Annotated in this window: 17 protein-coding genes and 1 CRISPR repeat array; of the genes, 2 read left to right on the plus strand and 15 right to left on the minus strand. The window is 48.5% G+C overall.

Annotation, left to right across the window (positions count from 1 at the left end; all coding sequences use genetic code 11):
- Nucleotides 1-1,701, plus strand: a complete 1,701-nt coding sequence (locus TSP01S_RS00890; RefSeq protein ID WP_041075669.1) for an FAD-binding oxidoreductase — start codon at nucleotides 1-3, stop codon at nucleotides 1,699-1,701.
- Nucleotides 1,702-1,717: 16 nt separating this feature from the next.
- A complete protein-coding gene (locus TSP01S_RS10200) occupies nucleotides 1,718-2,431 on the plus strand; it encodes a GntR family transcriptional regulator (RefSeq protein WP_082021615.1) in 714 nt (237 codons plus the stop codon).
- A gap of 464 nt (nucleotides 2,432-2,895) precedes the next feature.
- Here TSP01S_RS10200 and TSP01S_RS00905 read toward each other — a convergent pair whose 3' ends face one another.
- From TSP01S_RS00905 to TSP01S_RS00975, 15 genes are all read right to left on the minus strand, one after another.
- Nucleotides 2,896-3,447: a hypothetical protein gene (locus TSP01S_RS00905; RefSeq protein ID WP_144380596.1), complete on the minus strand. Its 552-nt coding sequence runs from the start codon at nucleotides 3,445-3,447 to the stop codon at nucleotides 2,896-2,898.
- 715 nt (nucleotides 3,448-4,162) lie between these two features.
- The gene (locus TSP01S_RS00910; RefSeq protein WP_041075673.1) at nucleotides 4,163-5,194 is read right to left on the minus strand and encodes a reverse transcriptase family protein; all 1,032 of its coding nucleotides are present in this window, start codon (nucleotides 5,192-5,194) and stop codon (nucleotides 4,163-4,165) included.
- A gap of 234 nt (nucleotides 5,195-5,428) precedes the next feature.
- Nucleotides 5,429-6,135: direct repeats of the CRISPR family, unit length 36 nt; unit sequence CTTTCAATTCCGTTCTACGGAATTTGGTCTTGAGGC.
- 182 nt (nucleotides 6,136-6,317) lie between these two features.
- Nucleotides 6,318-6,605 carry a CRISPR-associated endonuclease Cas2 gene (cas2, locus tag TSP01S_RS00915; RefSeq protein WP_052463434.1) on the minus strand — a complete coding sequence of 96 codons (288 nt, stop codon included), beginning with the start codon at nucleotides 6,603-6,605 and terminating at the stop codon, nucleotides 6,318-6,320.
- Complete coding sequence (locus TSP01S_RS00920) at nucleotides 6,602-8,188, minus strand: CRISPR-associated endonuclease Cas4/Cas1 (RefSeq protein WP_041075675.1); 1,587 nt, start codon at nucleotides 8,186-8,188, stop codon at nucleotides 6,602-6,604. Before TSP01S_RS00920 ends, cas2 begins: the two co-directional genes overlap by 4 nt.
- 9 nt (nucleotides 8,189-8,197) lie before the next feature.
- Nucleotides 8,198-10,219 (minus strand): type I-D CRISPR-associated helicase Cas3', encoded by a 2,022-nt coding sequence (gene cas3 / locus TSP01S_RS00925; protein ID WP_041075677.1) that lies wholly within the window; start codon nucleotides 10,217-10,219, stop codon nucleotides 8,198-8,200.
- 14 nt (nucleotides 10,220-10,233) lie between these two features.
- Nucleotides 10,234-10,959, minus strand: coding sequence for a type I-D CRISPR-associated protein Cas5/Csc1 (gene cas5d / locus TSP01S_RS00930; protein ID WP_041075679.1), 726 nt, complete (start codon nucleotides 10,957-10,959; stop codon nucleotides 10,234-10,236).
- A 6-nt stretch (nucleotides 10,960-10,965) separates the two neighbouring features.
- On the minus strand, nucleotides 10,966-11,952 hold the full coding sequence (gene cas7d, locus TSP01S_RS00935; RefSeq protein ID WP_041075681.1) for a type I-D CRISPR-associated protein Cas7/Csc2: 987 nt from the start codon (nucleotides 11,950-11,952) through the stop codon (nucleotides 10,966-10,968).
- Nucleotides 11,927-14,491 carry an HD domain-containing protein gene (locus TSP01S_RS00940; protein ID WP_041075683.1) on the minus strand — a complete coding sequence of 855 codons (2,565 nt, stop codon included), beginning with the start codon at nucleotides 14,489-14,491 and terminating at the stop codon, nucleotides 11,927-11,929. Before TSP01S_RS00940 ends, cas7d begins: the two co-directional genes overlap by 26 nt.
- A gap of 66 nt (nucleotides 14,492-14,557) precedes the next feature.
- Nucleotides 14,558-15,550, minus strand: a complete 993-nt coding sequence (locus tag TSP01S_RS00945) for a helix-turn-helix transcriptional regulator (protein ID WP_041075685.1) — start codon at nucleotides 15,548-15,550, stop codon at nucleotides 14,558-14,560.
- Nucleotides 15,525-16,262 (minus strand): CRISPR system precrRNA processing endoribonuclease RAMP protein Cas6, encoded by a 738-nt coding sequence (gene cas6, locus TSP01S_RS00950; RefSeq protein ID WP_041075687.1) that lies wholly within the window; start codon nucleotides 16,260-16,262, stop codon nucleotides 15,525-15,527. Before cas6 ends, TSP01S_RS00945 begins: the two co-directional genes overlap by 26 nt.
- A gap of 247 nt (nucleotides 16,263-16,509) precedes the next feature.
- On the minus strand, nucleotides 16,510-17,085 hold the full coding sequence (locus TSP01S_RS00955; RefSeq protein WP_041075689.1) for a sulfurtransferase TusA family protein: 576 nt from the start codon (nucleotides 17,083-17,085) through the stop codon (nucleotides 16,510-16,512).
- A 71-nt stretch (nucleotides 17,086-17,156) separates the two neighbouring features.
- Entirely contained in the window at nucleotides 17,157-17,420 is a 264-nt protein-coding gene (tusB, locus tag TSP01S_RS00960) for a sulfurtransferase complex subunit TusB (protein ID WP_041075691.1), read from the minus strand.
- 11 nt (nucleotides 17,421-17,431) lie between these two features.
- Nucleotides 17,432-17,785, minus strand: a complete 354-nt coding sequence (locus tag TSP01S_RS00965) for an intracellular sulfur oxidation protein (RefSeq protein WP_041075693.1) — start codon at nucleotides 17,783-17,785, stop codon at nucleotides 17,432-17,434.
- A gap of 9 nt (nucleotides 17,786-17,794) precedes the next feature.
- Nucleotides 17,795-18,151: a DsrE/DsrF/TusD sulfur relay family protein gene (locus tag TSP01S_RS00970; RefSeq protein ID WP_041075695.1), complete on the minus strand. Its 357-nt coding sequence runs from the start codon at nucleotides 18,149-18,151 to the stop codon at nucleotides 17,795-17,797.
- 25 nt (nucleotides 18,152-18,176) lie between these two features.
- The gene (locus TSP01S_RS00975) at nucleotides 18,177-19,175 is read right to left on the minus strand and encodes a YeeE/YedE family protein (RefSeq protein ID WP_041075697.1); all 999 of its coding nucleotides are present in this window, start codon (nucleotides 19,173-19,175) and stop codon (nucleotides 18,177-18,179) included.
- Nucleotides 19,176-19,187: the final 12 nt, after the last annotated feature.

The following is a 19,187-nucleotide window of genomic DNA, read 5'->3' on the forward strand; positions in this document are numbered from 1 at the left end:
GTGAGCTGTCCAAAGTGGATAGAGGAAGTCGCACCCGAAAGGAGCTACAGATCGATCTTCAGATGGGGCGATCCGAAGTACTTCAAACACCCGAACGAGAGGCTGTGCAAGCTCATGAGAGAAGCCTTACAACTTTCAGACGAAGACTTCGCCTCACCCAAAAATACAGGTTTCGAAACCGTCGATGTGGAGTTGCCCATCAGGCTCGAACCGAAGCACGTAGAAGCCTTCCAGAAGATCGTCGGGCCGGAGAACGTCGCGCTGGACAGTTACAGCAGGATCAAAGCGAGCTACGGAAAGACTCAGTACGACGTGCTCAGACTCAGACACAAGATCATCGAAAACGTTCCGGATCTTGTGATCTACCCGCGGAACAAACAGGACGTTGTGGAGATCGTTAAGTACTGCAACGCCAACAGAATAGCGATCTACCCACGCGGTGGAGGTTCCGGCGTGACGAGGGGAACAGAGTGCGTCAGAGGCGGCGTGAGCCTGGATTTGACAAAACACATGAACAGGATACTGAAGCTCAACGAAACCAACTGCACCGTCACCGTCGAGCCTGGCATCTACGGCCCTGCGCTCGAAGAAAAGCTGAACAGGGCACCGGAGTACTTTGGAGCCAAACATCGCTACACGTGCGGCCACCTGCCACAGTCCTTCGAATACTCCACCGTTGGTGGCTGGGTCGTGACGCGCGGGGCTGGTCAAAACTCCACCTATTACGGCAAGATAGAGGATCTGGTGGTCTGCCAGGAATACGTCACACCCGTCGGGGAGATAAAGACAAAAGAGTATCCGCGCGCGGCGATCGGACCTTCCATCGACCAGATCATGATAGGCAGTGAGGGAGCTTTCGGAGTTCTCGTGTCCGTCACGCTGAAGATCTTCAGATACATGCCTCAGAACGATCAGAGGTTCAGCTTCGTCTTCAAAGACTTCCACAGCGCCATCGAAGCGTGCAGAGAGATCATGCAGTCGAACTTTGGTTTTCCTGCGATCATGAGGCTCTCAGATCCGGAAGAGACGCACATCGCGTTCAAACTCTACGGAGTCGAAGGTACCGTCATAGACAAGTTCGTGACCTCGATGGGCTACAGACCCATGGAAAGATGTCTCCTGCTCGGCGTGGCACAGGGCGAAAAGAATTTTGCGAAGAACGTCAAGAGCAACATAAAGAAGATCGCGAAATCTTACGGTGCGATCTACACCACAGGCTACGTCGCGAAGGCGTGGGAGAAGGGCAGGTTCACCGATCCGTACCTGAGGGACGATCTGAACGATTTCGGCATACTGATCGACACGCTCGAATGCGCCGTGGCGTGGGACCAGGTCGAACACGTCTGGCGAACGGTCAGGGAGGTGTGCAAATCCAGACCGAGAACGATCGTGATGAGCCACTGCTCCCATTTCTATCCGCAGGGCACGAATCTGTACTTCATCTTCATAGGCAAGTTCGAAAGTGTTCAGGAGTTCGTCGATTACCAGGCAAAGATCATAGACAAGATCGTCGAAAGCGGCGCATCGCTGAGCCACCACCACGGCGTTGGGAAACTCTTCGCACCCTGGCTCGAAAAGTGCATAGGTAAAAACCAGCTCGAAGTGTTTAAAGCTCTGAAACGCCACTTCGATCCGAACAACATCATGAACCCCGGTGGCACGCTCGCGCTGGATCTGGAAGAAACCCACATGGTAAAATGAAACCAGGTGAAAGGCCTTGCTCGACAAGAGCAGTGCGGTGCCACTCTACGCACAGCTTGCAGAAAAGTTGAAGGAAAAAATACTGAAGGGCGAGTGGAAGGACAACGAAAAGATCCCACCCGAGTTCGAGCTCATGGAGCTCTACGGCGTGAGCAGGGCGACCGTCAGGGCCGCCATAGACACCTTGGTCGCCGAAGGTTTCCTGGTGAAACGCCACGGCGTTGGAACGTTCGTGAGAAAGTTCAGACCCACGTTCAGCTTCGAACCGCTGATAAGCCTCTCCTACGCGCTCGAAACCTTCGGCTTCGTGAGCAAGAACATTCTGCTAAAAAAAGGATACGTGAAACTCGATGAGAAGCTGTCTCGAGCGGCGAGATGGAAAAACGTTCAGGAATGCTTCTTGGTCAAGCGGCTGAGGTACGTCGACGAAGTCCCCATCGTGGTGGAAGAATCTTACTTTCATCCTGAGGTTTCAAAATCGTTCGAAAACGAAGATCTCACAAAATCCCTCGCCAAACTGTTCTTCAACAGTCTGAAAGACGCAAAGATCTCCCGAATCGAGCAGGTCATAGAACCATGCACCCGGCAGGAAGCGGAACACGTGCAGGATCTGATCGACGCCGAAGAATTTTTGAAGATGTCCCGCTGGATCTACGTTGAAGGCCGCGACGAACCGGTTTATTATCTACTCCTCTTCATGCGCGCCGACCTTGACAGAGTGAGAGGCTGACAAATCCACGTTTGACCTCCCCCGATGCATCAACTAAGTATGATTCGCAGCCATGGCCGGTTTTCAGAAGGATTTTTGCCAAGTGCAGGTTATGCCGGCAAAGATCAAGATCAAAAAGAAATCATCATCGTTCCAGCTTCGACAAACCGAACTCAAGAACTGAATCACCGCACCGTTTGCAGAAGAAGCGATCATCCTCATCAAGCTGTCGATTGAGTTGAAGGATCCAACGGTGTTCCTTTCAACTTTGTTTACTGAATTTAGCCCCGAGCGTCAGTTTTCACGACAGGTGCACACATCACTCGCCATCGTTCGAATTCCTCACAGGATGATAAGGACCCGAAAAGAACGTCTGGGTCGGCGTTCGATACTTGCGAGTTCAAATTCCTCACAGGATCGTAAGAACGATTGACCTTTCAAAAAAAACAGCGCCTGACGGCGCTGCCAATTAGTTCCTGCGAGCCTTAACTTAGCTCCGCAAACTGTCCAAATAGTTCGGGTAACACGATAGCGTCTGAAATTGTTATCAGCTCCGTGAACTCAAGCTTACCGTTTGCACGCAAGATCCAAGTACCGTCTTTGACCACAAGCAGTTTGTCGTTTCCATGTCTGAACGCTTTACCAAACGCGATCTCTACATGTCTTCCAATCTCAGCCTTGCGTGCTCGTCTGTTGAATCCTCCAAACGCCAATGCACACTTAACGTGAGCGATCGCGTAGGCGAAGATTTCAGCTCGCTTGTTATTAACGATACTGTTATTGTTGATGATCACACCAGCTTCATCGATCGGTGCGTTGAGCTTTGGAATCAGATATCCTGCGAGGAGCATCAAACCGATTTTGAACTTGTTAGACGCGGCTTGGGTTTGCTCCCATCGTGACTCGCTGTCGTCTTTCAGCAAGACTTCGAATCGCTTGTCTTTCCACACACCGTGAACTTTGTTTTCTGGCGTGATGGTTCCACAAACGCGGTTTACGTACACACTCTCCGTCTGAGACGGATAGATGTACAGCAAGCTCTTACGATCAAGATGTTCTCCAATAAAGATGTAGTACCCATTTTTGGGTAATTTACGTTGTTCCTTAAACCGCGGCACTACTCATCACCTTTTGTTCGAACTTATGTGGGCGTAGCGCCCACGCATTCGCTACGTTCCTTGGCAACAAGACTGCGTCGAAATTTGCACAACTAACAAAGACTGGCTACGTCAGCTACCACGTTTTCCCTTTAGACTTGCCATACGGGCGTTTCGCCCTTTTGTGCTTTACCTTCTATACCACCGAAGGTGCTGTCGTACCACTAACATTACCCTTCCAGGGCTTCTTTCCCTTTCCCTTTCTCTTCCTCATCTTTTCTGTTCTTTGCTGAGTCTCACTACTTGAAGAACTATTTCACAAGGATGGGGAACGAGATCTGTATATGTGTGGCTGGCAAACTGTTGTGGTGCGTTTCGATCCCGTGGAGCTGGGTACCCACCTTATGCATTGCGGAGCCGAGATCCTCTTCCTTTCCTATATCTCTCCTGCTTTTGCCTTCCCTGTCTCTCAGGTACGACAATAGATCGTACTTTCAAAACCACCTCCTTTTGGTTAAAGGTATGTTCCAATCGAAGTTATCCTTTGCCACCAAAAACGCTGCTAGTTCTTGGTTAACTCACAATCCTCTCTATGACGCTTGTATCGCAACTCTATTATCTCATACCGCCAACCTCTTTGAGCATGGAGATCCAGTCATTCTCCTTCTTCCTCACTGACGTACAAAGACTTCCACTCGCTCACTCTGTTTGGGTCGAATTTTCTAAGCTCCTCATACAATTCCAATAGGCTTTCAATGTGTGGATTCACGAACAAGCAGTACGCGAGTTTGCCCATCAGCTTTCTTTTGTACCGAATCGGATCTTCTCCCTGCGGAAGTGCATGCTTTCGAACAAAGTTGTGCACCATCGCCCTTATGAGCCTTCGTTTCTGTTTCGGTACGTTCGGCTTGGCATTGACAATTAAGCCCAGCACATAGTGCGGCTCGTTCGGGCCATAAATCTTGATCTTCTTCGCGTTCCATTTGAACGGCGCGATGATCTGGCTGGTTTCTTCGACGATCTGCTGAATCATTTCGTCTGTGACTTCCTGATCCGTGCTCACAGTGACATCGTCTGCGTATCTTGTGTACACGAACCCGCGTTCTTCAAAGTACTTTTGAAGCTTCTCATCATACGGTTTGAATGCCACATTCGAAGCCGCAGGGCTGGTTATTGCACCTTGCGGCAGCACACCCTTGAACGCCACAAGCCTTGCTATGAGCCATGCACCGGTGTCTTCAAAGCCTTCTCTCTTCAGTTGCCTAAGCACCATATCCGAAGTCACAGACGGGAAGAAGTCCTTGATGTCCAGAGAGATCACATACTTTTTGCCAACATGCTTTCGCGCGCAGGTCACGATGCTTTCGTTCTTTCTAAATCCAAAGACGCAATCCGGCAACGGAATTCGATCAAGCAGCTCTTTCAGCTTCCTGTGCACCGTCTTCAATTCCTGTGCTGCTCGGACCAGTTTTTCTAGCTCTGCATCGTTCTTTTTCAACGTTCGAAGCTTATTTTTGAGCCTTGCTTGGGCTTCCTTGGAGTCGCACAGATAGACGCAGATCTCTCTTTTACCGCCACTGCGCTTGGAAATGTAGTACTCCACATACAACCGGTTGCGGATCTTCTCAAGGTAGGTCAATTTCTTCAACGGCTCTTGAATTTCCAACGCCACAGCTTCCGCATTCATAAGCTTCGCTCCAGTTGAAATGAATTCAACACAAAAATAAGGAACTGATGCAAACAGTATCCCCATTTGATGAATTATACCAGCCAGGTTTTCGTCTTCAAGTTCTCTATAGGACGATAGAGACTACTTCCAGAAACGCGAGCGATGACCAAACCTGTTTCGTTCAAATTCCTCACAGGATGATAAGGACAGCAATGCCGTCAACAGCATTGGGAAGAGCGATGTTCACGATATCTTTCAATTCCGTTCTACGGAATTTGGTTTTGAGACTGCTCGAACGGTGTAGACATGAACGCCCGTTTTATGAGCCTTTCAATTCCGTTCTACGGAATTTGGTCTTGAGGCCCCGGATCAAGTGCCGCAATGTGCGTCGCTTTCACACCCTTTCAATTCCGTTCTACGGAATTTGGTCTTGAGGCACTGGCACACTCACAATCGTACGCGTCTCCAAGATTATTGACTTTCAATTCCGTTCTACGGAATTTGGTCTTGAGGCACAACCAGCACAGGCTCTTTTTTTGCCTCGATTTCCACTTTCAATTCCGTTCTACGGAATTTGGTCTTGAGGCTTTGGCTAGCCGTTCTATCATTTGCACTCATCCCCAAACTTTCAATTCCGTTCTACGGAATTTGGTCTTGAGGCTTAGATTACCCACCTTTGCCTGTTAAATTAGATAATACTTTCAATTCCGTTCTACGGAATTTGGTCTTGAGGCGGTGATTCTATGTCTGAATGGTCAATAATAAAAGATCTTATCTTTCAATTCCGTTCTACGGAATTTGGTCTTGAGGCATTGCTTCTAATCGGTTATCGTATGTTCCAGTCCATGGCTTCTTTCAATTCCGTTCTACGGAATTTGGTCTTGAGGCTTCGCTATGGGAGCATTATTGGCTTCACTTATACACTTTCAATTCCGTTCTACGGAATTTGGTCTTGAGGCACCGGGCGATAAAAATTATTTTCCTATGATGATTTCGGAAGTACTTTTTCGCAGACATTCTTTCTACTACATTGGATAGAATACAGCTATCAGAAACCGGTGCCTCTCAAATCGGCTTTTAGAAAGCCTCAACGACCGCCCGCGAAGGGTGGCGGCCTTTCAGAAAAAGAAGGTCTGCGTAATCAGACGACCCTTTTAATCTCAAAATTTGGATCGTTTCTCAGCGTGCCTATCACGTACTTTTCCCAATCCTTTTCGAGTGGAACGGCGATCACAGAATCTGTCTTTTTGTCTATGATCTTTTCTAATCTCATCAAAATCTGCAGCAGTATTTTCTTTTCAATAGGGCAGTAGAAGCAACTGTACTGCACGCGCACTCCGTACTCTTTCATGATCTTCTCAACCTTGTTTCGTAGCTTGTCCTGTGAGACGTCGTACGTAACTATGTAGGCCTCTCTGTGATCGTTCATTTTGTCACCGTGAAAGGAATGTAAGTGCTGATCTCACCAAGTATGCACTTTTCAAAGACCCGTGCTTGCGCCTCAATAATCCTGGCGTATTCGACTGACATTTTCAACAATGGGTGATAGTGCTTTGTCTCAAGTTTCTCTTTATAAGCCTCTACAAATTTCTTGAGACCCCTATCAGTGAGTGTATAAGAACCTTCCAGATTCTCAACAAAATCTGAAAGTTTGATGTGCCCGAGATTCACCAGAGAAAGCACGAGCTGATCCACAAGGATGGGACGAAACTCTTCCATCAAATCGAGCGCGAGTGAAAATCTTCCGTAATGATGATTGTGAAGAACGCCTATGAGGGGATCGAAGCCCACACCCAGCACCGCTGTGAGCACCGTGCCGTGAAGCATCATGTACCCGAAGCTCAGCAACGCGTTTATGGGATCAGTGGGGGGTCTTTTGTTCCTGTTGACGAATTTCCAGGAATCGTCAAAGGCCTTGGAGTAAGCGTCAAAATACTCACTCGCGAACAGTCCTTCCACACCCATGAGTTCCTCGATGCTTCGGCATGACTCAACACTCTGCAGCAACTCTTTAAATCTTTTCATCCTCGAACCATCGATCAGAGACTTTCTCCTCAGCACGAACAGTTGATTCTTCAGCTTACCAAGTACGATCTGTTTTGCGATCTTCAATCTTTTTTCAGGATCCTGTCTGGTCTCATACTGCTTGAGTCTCAGGTTGATGTTCTTCGAGCTTCCCGAAAAGCACAGGAACGAAAAACGTCCTGCCGTGTCGCTGAAAACTATGGGAATTTCGGATTCTGCAAGCATTTTCAACGCATGCGTTGACACCTGAACGTTCCCAAACAGATAGAGCGCGTTCAAGAGAGACTTGTGCAACCTCAGCAGTTCCTCTCCCGCGTAGGTTACCTGCACGCTTTCTCCCATTTTGCCTATGTAGGCTCCCTGTGTGCAGACAAACAATGGCCGTGTCAGCTGGTTGGTCGGCATGATCTTTCGCTGCACGTTCCCTTCACCTTGATTCTTTTCGGGCATGCATATGTTGATCAACGAACATGGATCGCATCTTTTTCGAGAATACTGTGGCTTAGGTGGATTACTCGAAAGGCTTCTTATGGATTCAACGACAGAGCGTAACTTTCCCAGCAGCTCGTCGTTTGGAAGAACTTCGAAAGTCTTTTGAGAACCGAGATACACCAATTTGCCACTCACTTTTTCGAGCTCGATCTCGAAACTTTCCGAACAGCAGACCATGTAAGCCAGCAGCTGCAGAACATCGTTTTCATACGGTCGATCTGCGGCACCCTTTTTCGTCTCGACGATCACAATCCTGTCCTGCTTAACAACAGTCTGATCTATGGTCCCGTAAAGACCATACCTTCGTGATTGAACAAAAACCTGAGATTTTTTCTTGTAATCCTTGGTCTGCACTTTTTTCTCGATCTTCTGGGACAGGAAACGTCCTTCTTCAACGTGTGCGTTCGTCACGAACTGACCCTTCACGTATTCTATGTAACATCTGTATGGACAGTATAGATAGGCATTTATGGCAGATACCGGAATTTCTTCCATAAAATCGCCTCACTGGGGAAAAAGGTCACATTCCCAGGGCTTCTCGGAAAGATAGCTGACAGCTTTTATCGCGTCGGTTCCTATGACAACTTTCTCTTTCCATCCGTTGATTTCGGCTTCTCTCACAGCAAGATCCATGAAGAAGCATTCGCTTTCTTCCTCTGGACTTAAACGGTAGACAGGTAGACCGTCGAGTTCTAGAGCCTTCATGTCGAACATCTGTGACTCCACCTTGGTCGGTATGAAGAATTTCTTTTCCGATCTGGTCACGATGCTCAAATGAACCTTTTCCGGCTTTTCGAGAGGTTCCAGAAGCTCGTACGCTTCGTTGACTATTCCTCTCATGTCGACGGGTATAACGCTTTTCCCCAGCTTTCTCACCCTGTATCGAGTTAACACGAAGAATTTGTCGTAGACGAAGCGCTCCGTACCGCAGAATTTTTTTGGATCAACAACGTATACCTTCTGTGTGAACTCACTTCTGAAACTCAGGATGAGCTTTTCCACAAATTTTCTGTACACAGCACATGCTCCACACAATTCATCGTCCTGATAGGTCGTTCTGATCTTTTCACGCAGCTGCGGTGATCTTTCCAGAACATGTTCGGCACTCTCACATTCTTCATCCAACAAACTTTTTGCGAAGTAGTAAAAATCCAGTTCGATCCTCCTCGAATGCCGACTCAGAAAATTCCTTTCAAGGCCAAACAGAGATTCGAGCAACTGGAAATACTCTCTTAAGAGATCTTTGTAATCCTTCGGAAAGAGGAGTGTGAAGAAATCCTCGTAGAACGCCAGGACCAATCCTTGAGGTCCCAAATACTCTCTTTTCAAGTTCTCGACGGACAAAGACAGCTTGCTCTGCACACTTCTGGCGAACCCCAACCTGTCGTTTGATTCCTCAAGTATCTTCTGAACAGCCGAGAAAATTCTCGCAGGAACGAACATGTACGCGTAGGCAGGGACGTCCGTGCGGTTCTTACCCAGCACCCTGCCCACACGCCCGAGTCTCTGAACTATATCTTCAGCTGTTGATGCTTCAAAAATAACGACGTCTAATCCCTGACGGTCCTTTTCTGGCCTGCTGATTTCGTACCCGACATCTATGGTCGTTGTGGCGAGTATCAGCCTTTTACGCAGGGCCGTGATCCTCTCTCCGCGCGACATCGGACCAGTCACCATTCCAAATTCGATCCCATTGCTTCTCAAATAGTGTGCGAGTTTTGCGAGACGAGAGAGCGAATCGGACACGATCAGAATGTCTTTGTCGGCGTGTTCTTTGACGATCTGCAGGATCAGGTCCATGTGTTCATCCAGTTTCCCAGAACCACGCACAAGCTCGACGTACACGGGTGAAGCAGCCGGTTTGAAATCTTGCGAACTGTTTTCTTCTAACCCAATTCGGCTCACCCTTAGTCCCAGCTTGGTAAAAGCGTTGTCCACGTATCTACTCGGTGTCGCCGTCATGAAGATGTACTTCTGCCTCAGGTTAAAGTAACGGGAAGTTGCGATCAAGGCGAACGCGAAAAACAATCTGCCAGGATCGTACACGTGAAACTCATCAAATACAACAAGCTGAGGAAATTTGAACAGCTTCACCAGCAGATCTCCAGATCTTGCTCTCGCACCGTACCTTTGAAGAAGAACGTAGAAGACTATGTCGGGGTTCGTGATGGCTATGGCTCTTTCTGCCGAGAGGATCGATCTAAGGGCACGTGAGTGTGACGAACTATCCATTTCCTCAAGGCTCTGCGAGGTCACAAGAAAGACTCTGTGCCCAAGCCTGTGTTCCTGCACGAATCGTTCCACAGTAGCTTCGTACTGGTTTATCAATTCGTTCACTGGAGCGATGATGAGCACTCTGTCAATGTTCAGCTTTCTGATGGCGTTCAACACTGCCAGCGTCTTACCAGTTCCCGTTGGATAGACGTTTATGACTACGTCGCTGTTTTCCAGCTCCCTGTACGTTCTGACCTGATGGTCTACCCACGTTCTCCCATCTTCCTCCAGTACCGGTACCGAATAACCCATCAACTGTTTCAGTGCTAACCACTCCCCGATGCGAAATAAAAGACCTGGCTTGGCAGAAACACATTTTGCTCTATGCTCTGATCGGTGATCGTTCGAACCTCCAGGTATCTACCGCGCATTTTCACGTTTTCGATCAATGGAACAGGTTTCATGGAAATGACCTCGTAGCTGAGTAGATCGTACGAGCTCGGCAAATCTATCGGATTTATGGGATGCTGGCACACAAATTCACCTTCACGCTCTTTTGCTTCCAGCAGTTCAACGCTCAGCTCGCATTTGCTCATCAGCTTGCCGAGCCGTATGAACTTGGGAAACGCGATTTTCTCGGGTGTGAGAACGTAGAAGATCGCCACACTTTCCGGTGCGACCATCTTGAACTGCCCGAGCTGTGGAGAATTTCGCGGCCTCGGTTTTTTCCCGGCATGTTCTCGCAGTACGGTTGCATCGACCACCACGTTTTCTTCCATACTGAGGAAGAATCCTTCACCTATCGAGTTGAAACTCGTGGTTGTCCAGTTGTACTTCACGAATTTCGCGGGAAACACGTAAGCTTTCACACCACTCAAGTCTTTCTGGTAGCGAGGGGTATCGAATCCCACGTAGCTTTGCTGGGCAAAGCCAAGCGCGTAAGCCAGGGCGTAGTTTCCTATGAAAGGAACCGTCACGAACATCGAAGAAACTTCCTTGCTGGCAAAGAAAAGTTCCTCATGCGTTGTTAAAACGCATCTGTAAAGGTACATCGTGGATCATCTCGCTTCGGCATCAATTGGAAGTTTCTTTAAGTTTTTTAGAGCATCAACAAATCCCTTTTCTACGGGATTTGCGTAAATCTCACGTATTTCCTTGAGCAGATCTTCAAGTTCCCGTTCCTTCAAGATCTGCACAGTTGCCGGTGCATCTTTTAAAGATTCCTCAACGCATTCCAAAAGTGCCTCCTTCACTTTATCGTGGGGCAGTGGGTGCTGTTTCACCGGTGCATCAAGTTTGTCCCAAACAGCCTTCGTCAGTTGCAGGGAGCTGAGTAGCTCTGCGTCGGAACCTATGATCGCAACTATTTCGTTTTTCACTTTACCGATCCTCGAAGTGACCGCACCGTACCTCGTCGTTCTCAGAATGTTGCCTAAACAGTAGACAAACTCTTCTTCACGAACGTCTCTGAGAGTTTCTACATCGACAAAATGCGTTTCAGGTTTGACGCACTCCACGCTCGCGAGGCTCTCTCGCATTTCCAATCCCTTCTCGGTAACTTCAGTCATGGTGCCCAACTCGCTCAGAGCATTGATCGTGAGAATCTCCGTTATCTCCGACGCCGGAAGAATGGAATAGGCTGTGTCGGACAGGACCCTCGATTTCAGGCTACCTTTCGACGTGCCTCCTTTCTCGGCCGCGGCAAAACCGTACAGCTGGCAATCCACACACTTTCCGCACATCTGTCCGTTGATCGAACAGTCCACATCGAACAGCCCGTAAAACCTTAAGAACTCTCTTCCCGTTCTCCTCTCCGGTGCCACGACTTTCCTCTTGGAGAACACAACTCGAGTTTTGATGTTTTTGTCCGCGAATCCCATGTACGTCAGTTCTTTGCTGATGCCTTCATCGGTTCGAAGAATGAGTTCGGATTCTGATTTTCTCAACACGACGATGCTGACGAAGCGAGATTCTGGTTTGACTGGAAATTCGCCTTTGACGAAGAAACTTCTCAGCTTCTCAGATACTGGACTTTTCAGAACCATCTGGCTCACCCTCCTCACCGGATTTTTCACCTTGAGCTTTCCTCTCAAGCGAAATCAGCCTGATGTTTCCCAGAAACACGTTCTTGTACTTGGAAAAATCGGCGATAAGTATCTCCCTGCCTTTCAAGAGATCACCGTTCCCGATAGTTTTGAGAAAGTTTAGAAACTCGTCAACGAACGCCTTTGCCTGATCAATGCCCGCGTTTTCTGGTAGGGACCTTGAAACGGATTCCAGCAGGAGAGCTTCGAGGTCTTTTTCGTCTTCGCCCAGCTTCGGATCGAATTTCCTCACGGCCGAGAAAGCGTCTGTGAAGGGCTTCAGGTACTGATGATCACTCACCTTCGGGCTGTCAGTTCTCCGATGGGCCCAGCTTCTTGCAAGTTTTGCCATCTCCTGGATCTCTCTCATTTCATCACCCCCGAATATCTTGAACAGATTGAACGCGACATCGTTCCTGATCGTTTCTCCCCACAGTCTGCCCACCAGCGCGGCTCTATCGATGTTCGACGGCTGTTTTACAAATTCAAAGAATTTTTCAAGAACCCTGCCGTCATCGAGATATCCAGCGAACTGAGCCCACATATCCCTGCTTGAGGAACTTTCCAGAATCTTCTGTGCAACCGCGGGCAAATCCTTGATGTACACGTCGGAACTGAATTCGATGTCATCCTGTAAAAGTAGCACGTCCGTAGTGACGAGTACCCTGACCGGCAGGTTCCGAACGATCCTGACAGCGTGTAAGGCTGCGAGAGCGGCGAGTTTTTGCCAGCTATCTGCCGCCGAGGAGGTGAAAGAAAAGTATGTCATGTTGCCGAAAACGGTGTGCGGAAGCTTTCTGGACGTTCCAGCAGGTCCGTAGATGAGGTTCATGATGTTCTGCGGGATCTTCGAGCGCCTTCCTTTTGATGGCGCATTCTCAAGCTCATCGTAGCTTGCCTTGAGTATCTCGAGAAACTCCTGGGGATAGAAGTTGGACGGAATCAAAATGAACAGAACTTCCTTTTCACCGCTGAATGGTAGCTTTGCCTTCGTTGCCAGGAACTGTAATCTGCAGAACTGACAGACCATCCTTCGAGGTTCTTTCACCGCGTGGGCTGTGAGCCTGTTCGTGAAATACTGAACTTTCAGCTCAGGGCCCTCCGCCGATCTGATCTCGACTATGCGACCCTTTTCTGCACTCATTCCACACACGGAGCAGGTTGTTTCGTATTTTCCGTAATGTGCGAATGCATTTTTGAATATCTCGGATCTTGGTAACCAGAAACCGTTCAGCTCGAGCGTCGATTCGAGGTATTCTCTCATCACCGCTTGGAGCGTTGGACTCTTTTGTTTGCTCTGGAAAACTCTGTACACTCCTTCGAGCGACATTAACTTTTGCACGAGTTCATCCAGCTGGTCGTTCTCGATGGAAATCTTTTTGGATATTTCGGAATAGACAGCCTCGAGTTTCCCCGACCTTGGTAGGTCATTAGGATCATCAGGATCGACACCCACAATTTCCTTGAACACAGCACGAGCTCTTGTGTATTCTTCACTCTTTTCGGACAGTTCCTCTTTGAGCTTATCGAACAGCTTTCTCAAGCCATCCACGAAAACTGCGCTCGCTTCGTATTTGGATTTCCTCGATACAGATAAAATTCTGCTCAACAAACTTCGCCAGTCCAGTTCAAAAGCGCTGTCTGAGAATCTGACACCAGTTGGCGAGAAGGTCGCTGCCGCATCGGCAACGGCGTTCGCAAAGGGAGAATCGTTGAGAATCCTATCCGAAAGTTCGTCAACAAACTGTTTGTAACTCTGTTCATCGAAATTCACTCTGCGTTTTGACAGATAAACGGTTCCGTTTGGAAACCGTGCGATGGCGACCATTTCGAATTTTTCTTCCAGCAACCTGTTCATCACTTCGTAGATGATTTCGGTCAGAGCCCCCCTGTACTCTCTGAGCTTGAAGTAGAACAGGTGTGTGAACTGAAATTTTTTATTTGTCAATTCGCTCAGCTCTTCGAGGACTGCTTCGCACGATGCTTTCAAACTATCATCGATTGACAGATCGACGTCCTTGAAGTTGTCAAACTTGTCTGCGAACTTGACAATCCTCGTCAGGATCTTTGCTTTTTCGTCAAAAGCACCCTTGTTGAAAAGAAGTTCCATCCCGCTGAGTCCACTCGCTTGATGAAGACCGACACAAGCCTGCAGAATTTTCAGACTCTCATCGCGGAGAACGTCCTCGTCACCGACATCGAGTCTTTCAAGAATTTGCCTTATACTTTCCAGGTCCGCACTCTGCCTTAAGGTGCTTTCGAGGATCTTGTTGGTGTCGTGGATCAAACCAGCGTAGAACGAAAGCTTCACGTGCTCAGGCGGAAGTATTCCCAGACTCTCACACAGTTTTGCCAACTGATAGCTTACAAGAGCCACGTTCACGAAGTGATCCGCAAAAGATCTTCCAGCCTTTGGCCCGCTTGTGTGATATTGAGACCCGTAGAATTTCTCTACGTTCAGGATGGCTCTAACCATTCTTGCCCTATCTTGCTCCGTCATCTTTCAGTTCACCCCCCATTTTCAACGAGGAATATAATCGACCTGAAAATGGTGTTCTAAAAACGACTAATGTCTGTCGTCTTGAGCGTAGATGGCTCTCATACGGTTTATCTCGTCGATCACTTTTTTCCTCATCCACTCTGGTGACAGCAGTTTGGCCTCCGCCCCCCACGATAGAACCCACGAGATGAATTCTCTGTATCCACAAATGTTCACAGAATAGATCAGAGATCCGTCCCCAAGCTCCCGAATACGCTGGGTTTGATGCCTTATGGTTTCCCGCACCTTGTTTGCGACCTTCTTCGAGAACCAGACCTCGATCTGATAGCTGTTGTTCGAGAAGTGCGTACCCCAGACCTTGGAAAGCTTAGATTCTATCTCGTGAGTCGTGGGCATTGAAAAAGTCTTACCCGTGGCCTGCACTGGCGGATGTATGCGCGACACACGCAGAAGTAGCTCGAAGTTTCTCGAGACTTCTCGGCAGAATAAATACCAGTGCTCGTCGGTGAAAACGAACCTGTACGGTTCGACAGTGTAGTTCCTCCATCCAAGTATTGGATGTCTGTAGTTGAAAGAAACGACGTAGCGACGCTCCATCGCTTCCTCTAAGACTTCGACGGTGTTTCGATCTATGAATTCAGACTTCGGGTTCAGCAGGTAATAATAATCGACCCTCGTTGCGTATTTCCAGAAGAAGCTATCCAGCTGTAGCGAGTCGCGGATTTTCAGCTCTATTTCCTTCAAATCATCGAAGTAGAGAGTACCAAAATACTTCTTCGCCAACTCCACGATCAGCAAGAGTATCTTCTTCTGCCTCGCTGTGAGCGACAGTGTATAGTCATGGTCCACGACGAAGTCTTTCTGCAGCTCGACAACCCCACGGCGATTAACTACGGGAATACCCGCCATCTTCATCTCCTCGATGTATCTTTCGACCGTGCGAAGCGTCACGTTCAACTCCTCGGCGAGTTGCCGAGTGTGAACTTTTGCACCTTTCATCAATTTGCTCATGATCCTGTAAATACGGTTGATCTTATTCTCTACATCTCTTCGCTTCATGGTTCATGAACCTCTGGTGCCGTCTGGAAACTTCTTCATCCAGCGGCACCACACCCCTGACAATGACTGAACCGAGGCCCCTGGCAGTGGAATAACCCATTCCTGCAAAGTGGAACAGATGAAGTTCACGGAGCGGTTTGTCGAAGCGCACGTAACCTGTGAAGCCTATAACAACGTGTTTCGCAAAGCTCACCGCTTTGGTCTTGATGCACGCTTCTTTCAGTGGCGGTAAGTCCACAGCAACCCCCAGCAGGTTCGATAGATTCCTGGCGATTCTCTCCGGATCAGGCAAAGGGAGGTTTTGATTTTTGGAAATCCTGAAAGTCGTTGGTGAAATGAAATAAATTGTGTCCATAATCGATTCGTCAAAGTTGAACTCCGTGGCCGTTCGAACTTCGATCACTTCGAAATCCACATCCCGCAGTTTCAATTTCGGGTTGAGCGCGAGCTGCTTGAGGAAACCAATGTGAATGTCATCAGACATCGAGGTGATCCTGAAGAAATAAGTTTCACCCTTCTTGAAGTGCCTGACTGAAGCGAGGGAAAGATCGTAGATGAGAGATAAAGAGAAGCGATCGCGAGACGGTCCGTGGATCTTTTCGATCGAGAACTTGCTTGCTATCGTCTTTATTAAGGCTCCGTGGAGTCTTTCGGTTGGATTATCGATGAAGACATCCGTGCACGGTGATATGAAAATAAAACTTTCGATCAAACCTATCCCCCACAAATGTGTAAAAACAAGCGAGGCTATAACTGCGAGGCGTGAGATCGCTCAGATCCTCACTTTTTATTTTATCACACGGAAATCATACAGGCTTTCGAGGACAACGCATGTTGCTCTTCAACAACAAAGCGTCGGTGTGTCGGATCAAAGTTGTGAAGACCTACGGCACCAAGATACGAGGTTTTTCAGATTCATGCCCTTACAGTATCGGCTGAGTCCATCAGACTGTGGCAATTCACCCAGAAGAAGTTGAACCTTTCTGGCTGTCTTCCGGCAGGGATATGTAGATCTTCGTGACTGGCCCGAACTTTTCAACGTTCAACCTGTAACCGTTTCTCAATGCGAAGCTCGTGATCCTTTCTGCCGAGAGCGGATAATCGCAGAGCACGAACAACGTTTCTCCAGGTTGAAGTTTTTCCAGTTCCTTTTTGGTCATGATCTCTGGCACGGGGCACATCTGACCACGCACGTCCAAACACTTTTTTGACTGTGTGAATTCATTGACCTTTTGACTCTGTACGTCGAGGTCTTCTCCATCTTCGTACACCAATCCCACGGCCTCTTCGAGCATTCTTAGCACCCGAACGGAAGAGAAATCGTATCTGTCCCCGCTGGGAGTTTTAACGACGTTGAGTATGCCACTTTCAACCATTTGGCTGAGATACCTGCAGGCGGTCGAAAGATCGATTTTGAGTTTTTCGGCCACTTCGGAAGCTGTGAGGCAGCTTTCCCTCAGGAGCATGAGGATGTCGAGCCGCGTCTGGTTGGACAGGATCTTGAAAAGATTCAACACACCCTTTCCACGCTTCACGAAGTCTCACCTTTTACAAAAGCCGCGGTTGACCCGCGGCCTTTTTCATCCACATTTTTATTTTACTAGCTTCAGCCTATGAATTTTTCCTCACTTTCCAGAAGGTCGATGAATTCGCTGTAGCTGATCAGATTCACTTTCGCATCTTCTTCGGAGTATCCCCTCGCGAGGAAGTCGTCCTTGATCGCGTAGACTTTCGCAGGTGTTTCTAAATCTTTCAAAGCCCAGTAGACGCCGTTCTGTATGAGCACGATCTTGTCTTCGGCCTTTGCAGATTTTATCTTGAGCTGTTCAACGGAATGATCCGTTCCGTACTTGACGAGTATCAAAGCCATCCTGCGTCACCTCACATGAAGATAACGTAGTCGAAGCTGTGCAAGAACTCGGACAAGTTGGATTCGTCTATTATTTCCGCTCCGAAGTTCTCATCCAGCTCCTTCACCCTGTACTTCTCAAGGTGCTGCTTGACTGCGTAAACCTTCGTTCCGTAGTTCTTGATGTATTTGTGACAGATCGACAGCGGCAGCAGACCGAGCCTTTCAGGTTTCGTGTTCTTCGAGAGTGCCACAGAAGCTTCTTCGATCAAGAGCACGCTCGGCTCCAGATCTTCTCCGTACATTCCGAAAGCAGTCCTGAACGCCTCGTTTACCCAGATGCTTCCAACCGGTGATTGATACGCCACGAACAGCAGCTTTTTCATGGTCTCACCTCAAGCCATAAGGCTTATGAACCTGTCGCAAGTGGCGATAAGGTTCGCAAGCTCAGGCAGTCCACTCGGCTTCGAGCCTTCTATTATCATGTTCGGTGTTATACCCCTGTAGTCCATGCATATACCGCAGATGTGAACTTCGAACTTGCCTTTTTTCGACATCTCTATGAGCTTCTGCGGAATGTTTCGATCTATTCTCAGCGGCTTGATGTTCTTGTTGGTACAAATGACAGAGTCTGCGAAGAGAAACAGCGTGACTTCGTGGCCCTTTTCCAATGCCGCCTCGGCGATCTTCATCGCGGTATCGAGGTCTTCGTACGTGTAAGGCGGCACCATCACCTGGATCCCAATCTTCATGATAGTTTTTCCTCCTCTTGAAGTTTCACTTCTGCCTTCCAAACATTATCCAAGCCATCGTCCAGTTGCCGAGGATGAAGAAGATGGACGCAACTATCGAAGAGATCGCCAGCGTTGGAACACCAGTCAGGAAGTGGCCTATGTTGCATCCATTAGCCGTCGTGGCACCCAAACCCATGAGGAATCCTCCAACGAGCACCTGTACGTAGGTCAGTGGGTTCTTCGGCATTCTCAGTTTGAACTCTTTGCCCGCAACGGCAGATATGGCAGCACCGATGATTATTCCAATGATCTCGGCACCTTCCCAGTTCAGTTTCGCGTTGGTTGTGTAGACCGAGATCAGGTTGATCCATCCGCCGGTGATTCCAAGACCGTAGTTCCTTCCCGTCTTCGCGCTCGTCCACCAAGCTATGGGTGCGAGTATCGCTATGAGAACTGCCGCAGCGATCCAGTTCAGTTTGGAAGATCTTTCAGATTTGTTCTTCACGCCGAAGGCGTACCAGATCAAGAGTGCGGCGAAGATTATCGTAACGATCCACGGATTGATTCCAAGAACGGTCGCGATGGTTGGACCTATTTTCTTAGCGTACACCGCATTTGTGCCATCGACCGTTATGTTGTACTGGTTCACCCATTTCAACCAGTTCGAGAACAGACCACCCTGTGTCGCACGCGCCGTCAAAGCGAAGGCCAGGGCCGCAAGCCATGCCGTCGTCATACCTTCACCAGAACGGTAGGTAACACCGGACGCACAGCCACCGGCAAGAACCATGCCAAGTCCGAAGATGTATCCACCAACGATGTTGCCCAGCCAGTTCAGCGGCTTGGGCGCGAGCGTTATGATGCCAGCCTGAGCGAAGATCAAAAGCGTGATGGATTCAAGAGCGAGGGTCAGGGCTGCGAGTCTCATCAGGTAGTTGTCCTTGAAGATCAAAACATCTCTGAAAGCCGAGTTGAAGCAGATCCTACCGCGCTGAAGGATTACACCGAATATGATTCCGATTATTAGTCCGGTCCAGACCATAACATCTGCACC

Origin of the sequence: Thermotoga caldifontis AZM44c09 (genome assembly GCF_000828655.1) — a bacterium.
GTDB lineage: Bacteria > Thermotogota > Thermotogae > Thermotogales > DSM-5069 > Pseudothermotoga_A > Pseudothermotoga_A caldifontis.

Excerpts from the sequence above, each read along its gene's own strand:
- TSP01S_RS00910 (WP_041075673.1), bottom strand. The coding sequence starts at position 5,194 with ATGAATGCGGAAGCTGTGGCGTTGGAAATTCAAGAGCCGTTGAAGAAA.
- cas2 (WP_052463434.1), bottom strand. The coding sequence starts at position 6,605 with ATGAACGATCACAGAGAGGCCTACATAGTTACGTACGACGTCTCACAG.
- TSP01S_RS00920 (WP_041075675.1), bottom strand. The coding sequence starts at position 8,188 with ATGGAAGAAATTCCGGTATCTGCCATAAATGCCTATCTATACTGTCCA.
- cas3 (WP_041075677.1), bottom strand. The coding sequence starts at position 10,219 with ATGGGTTATTCGGTACCGGTACTGGAGGAAGATGGGAGAACGTGGGTA.
- cas5d (WP_041075679.1), bottom strand. The coding sequence starts at position 10,959 with ATGTACCTTTACAGATGCGTTTTAACAACGCATGAGGAACTTTTCTTT.
- cas7d (WP_041075681.1), bottom strand. The coding sequence starts at position 11,952 with ATGGTTCTGAAAAGTCCAGTATCTGAGAAGCTGAGAAGTTTCTTCGTC.
- TSP01S_RS00940 (WP_041075683.1), bottom strand. The coding sequence starts at position 14,491 with ATGACGGAGCAAGATAGGGCAAGAATGGTTAGAGCCATCCTGAACGTA.
- TSP01S_RS00945 (WP_041075685.1), bottom strand. The coding sequence starts at position 15,550 with ATGAAGCGAAGAGATGTAGAGAATAAGATCAACCGTATTTACAGGATC.
- tusB (WP_041075691.1), bottom strand. The coding sequence starts at position 17,420 with ATGGCTTTGATACTCGTCAAGTACGGAACGGATCATTCCGTTGAACAG.
- TSP01S_RS00965 (WP_041075693.1), bottom strand. The coding sequence starts at position 17,785 with ATGAAAAAGCTGCTGTTCGTGGCGTATCAATCACCGGTTGGAAGCATC.
- TSP01S_RS00970 (WP_041075695.1), bottom strand. The coding sequence starts at position 18,151 with ATGAAGATTGGGATCCAGGTGATGGTGCCGCCTTACACGTACGAAGAC.
- TSP01S_RS00975 (WP_041075697.1), bottom strand. The coding sequence starts at position 19,175 with ATGGTCTGGACCGGACTAATAATCGGAATCATATTCGGTGTAATCCTT.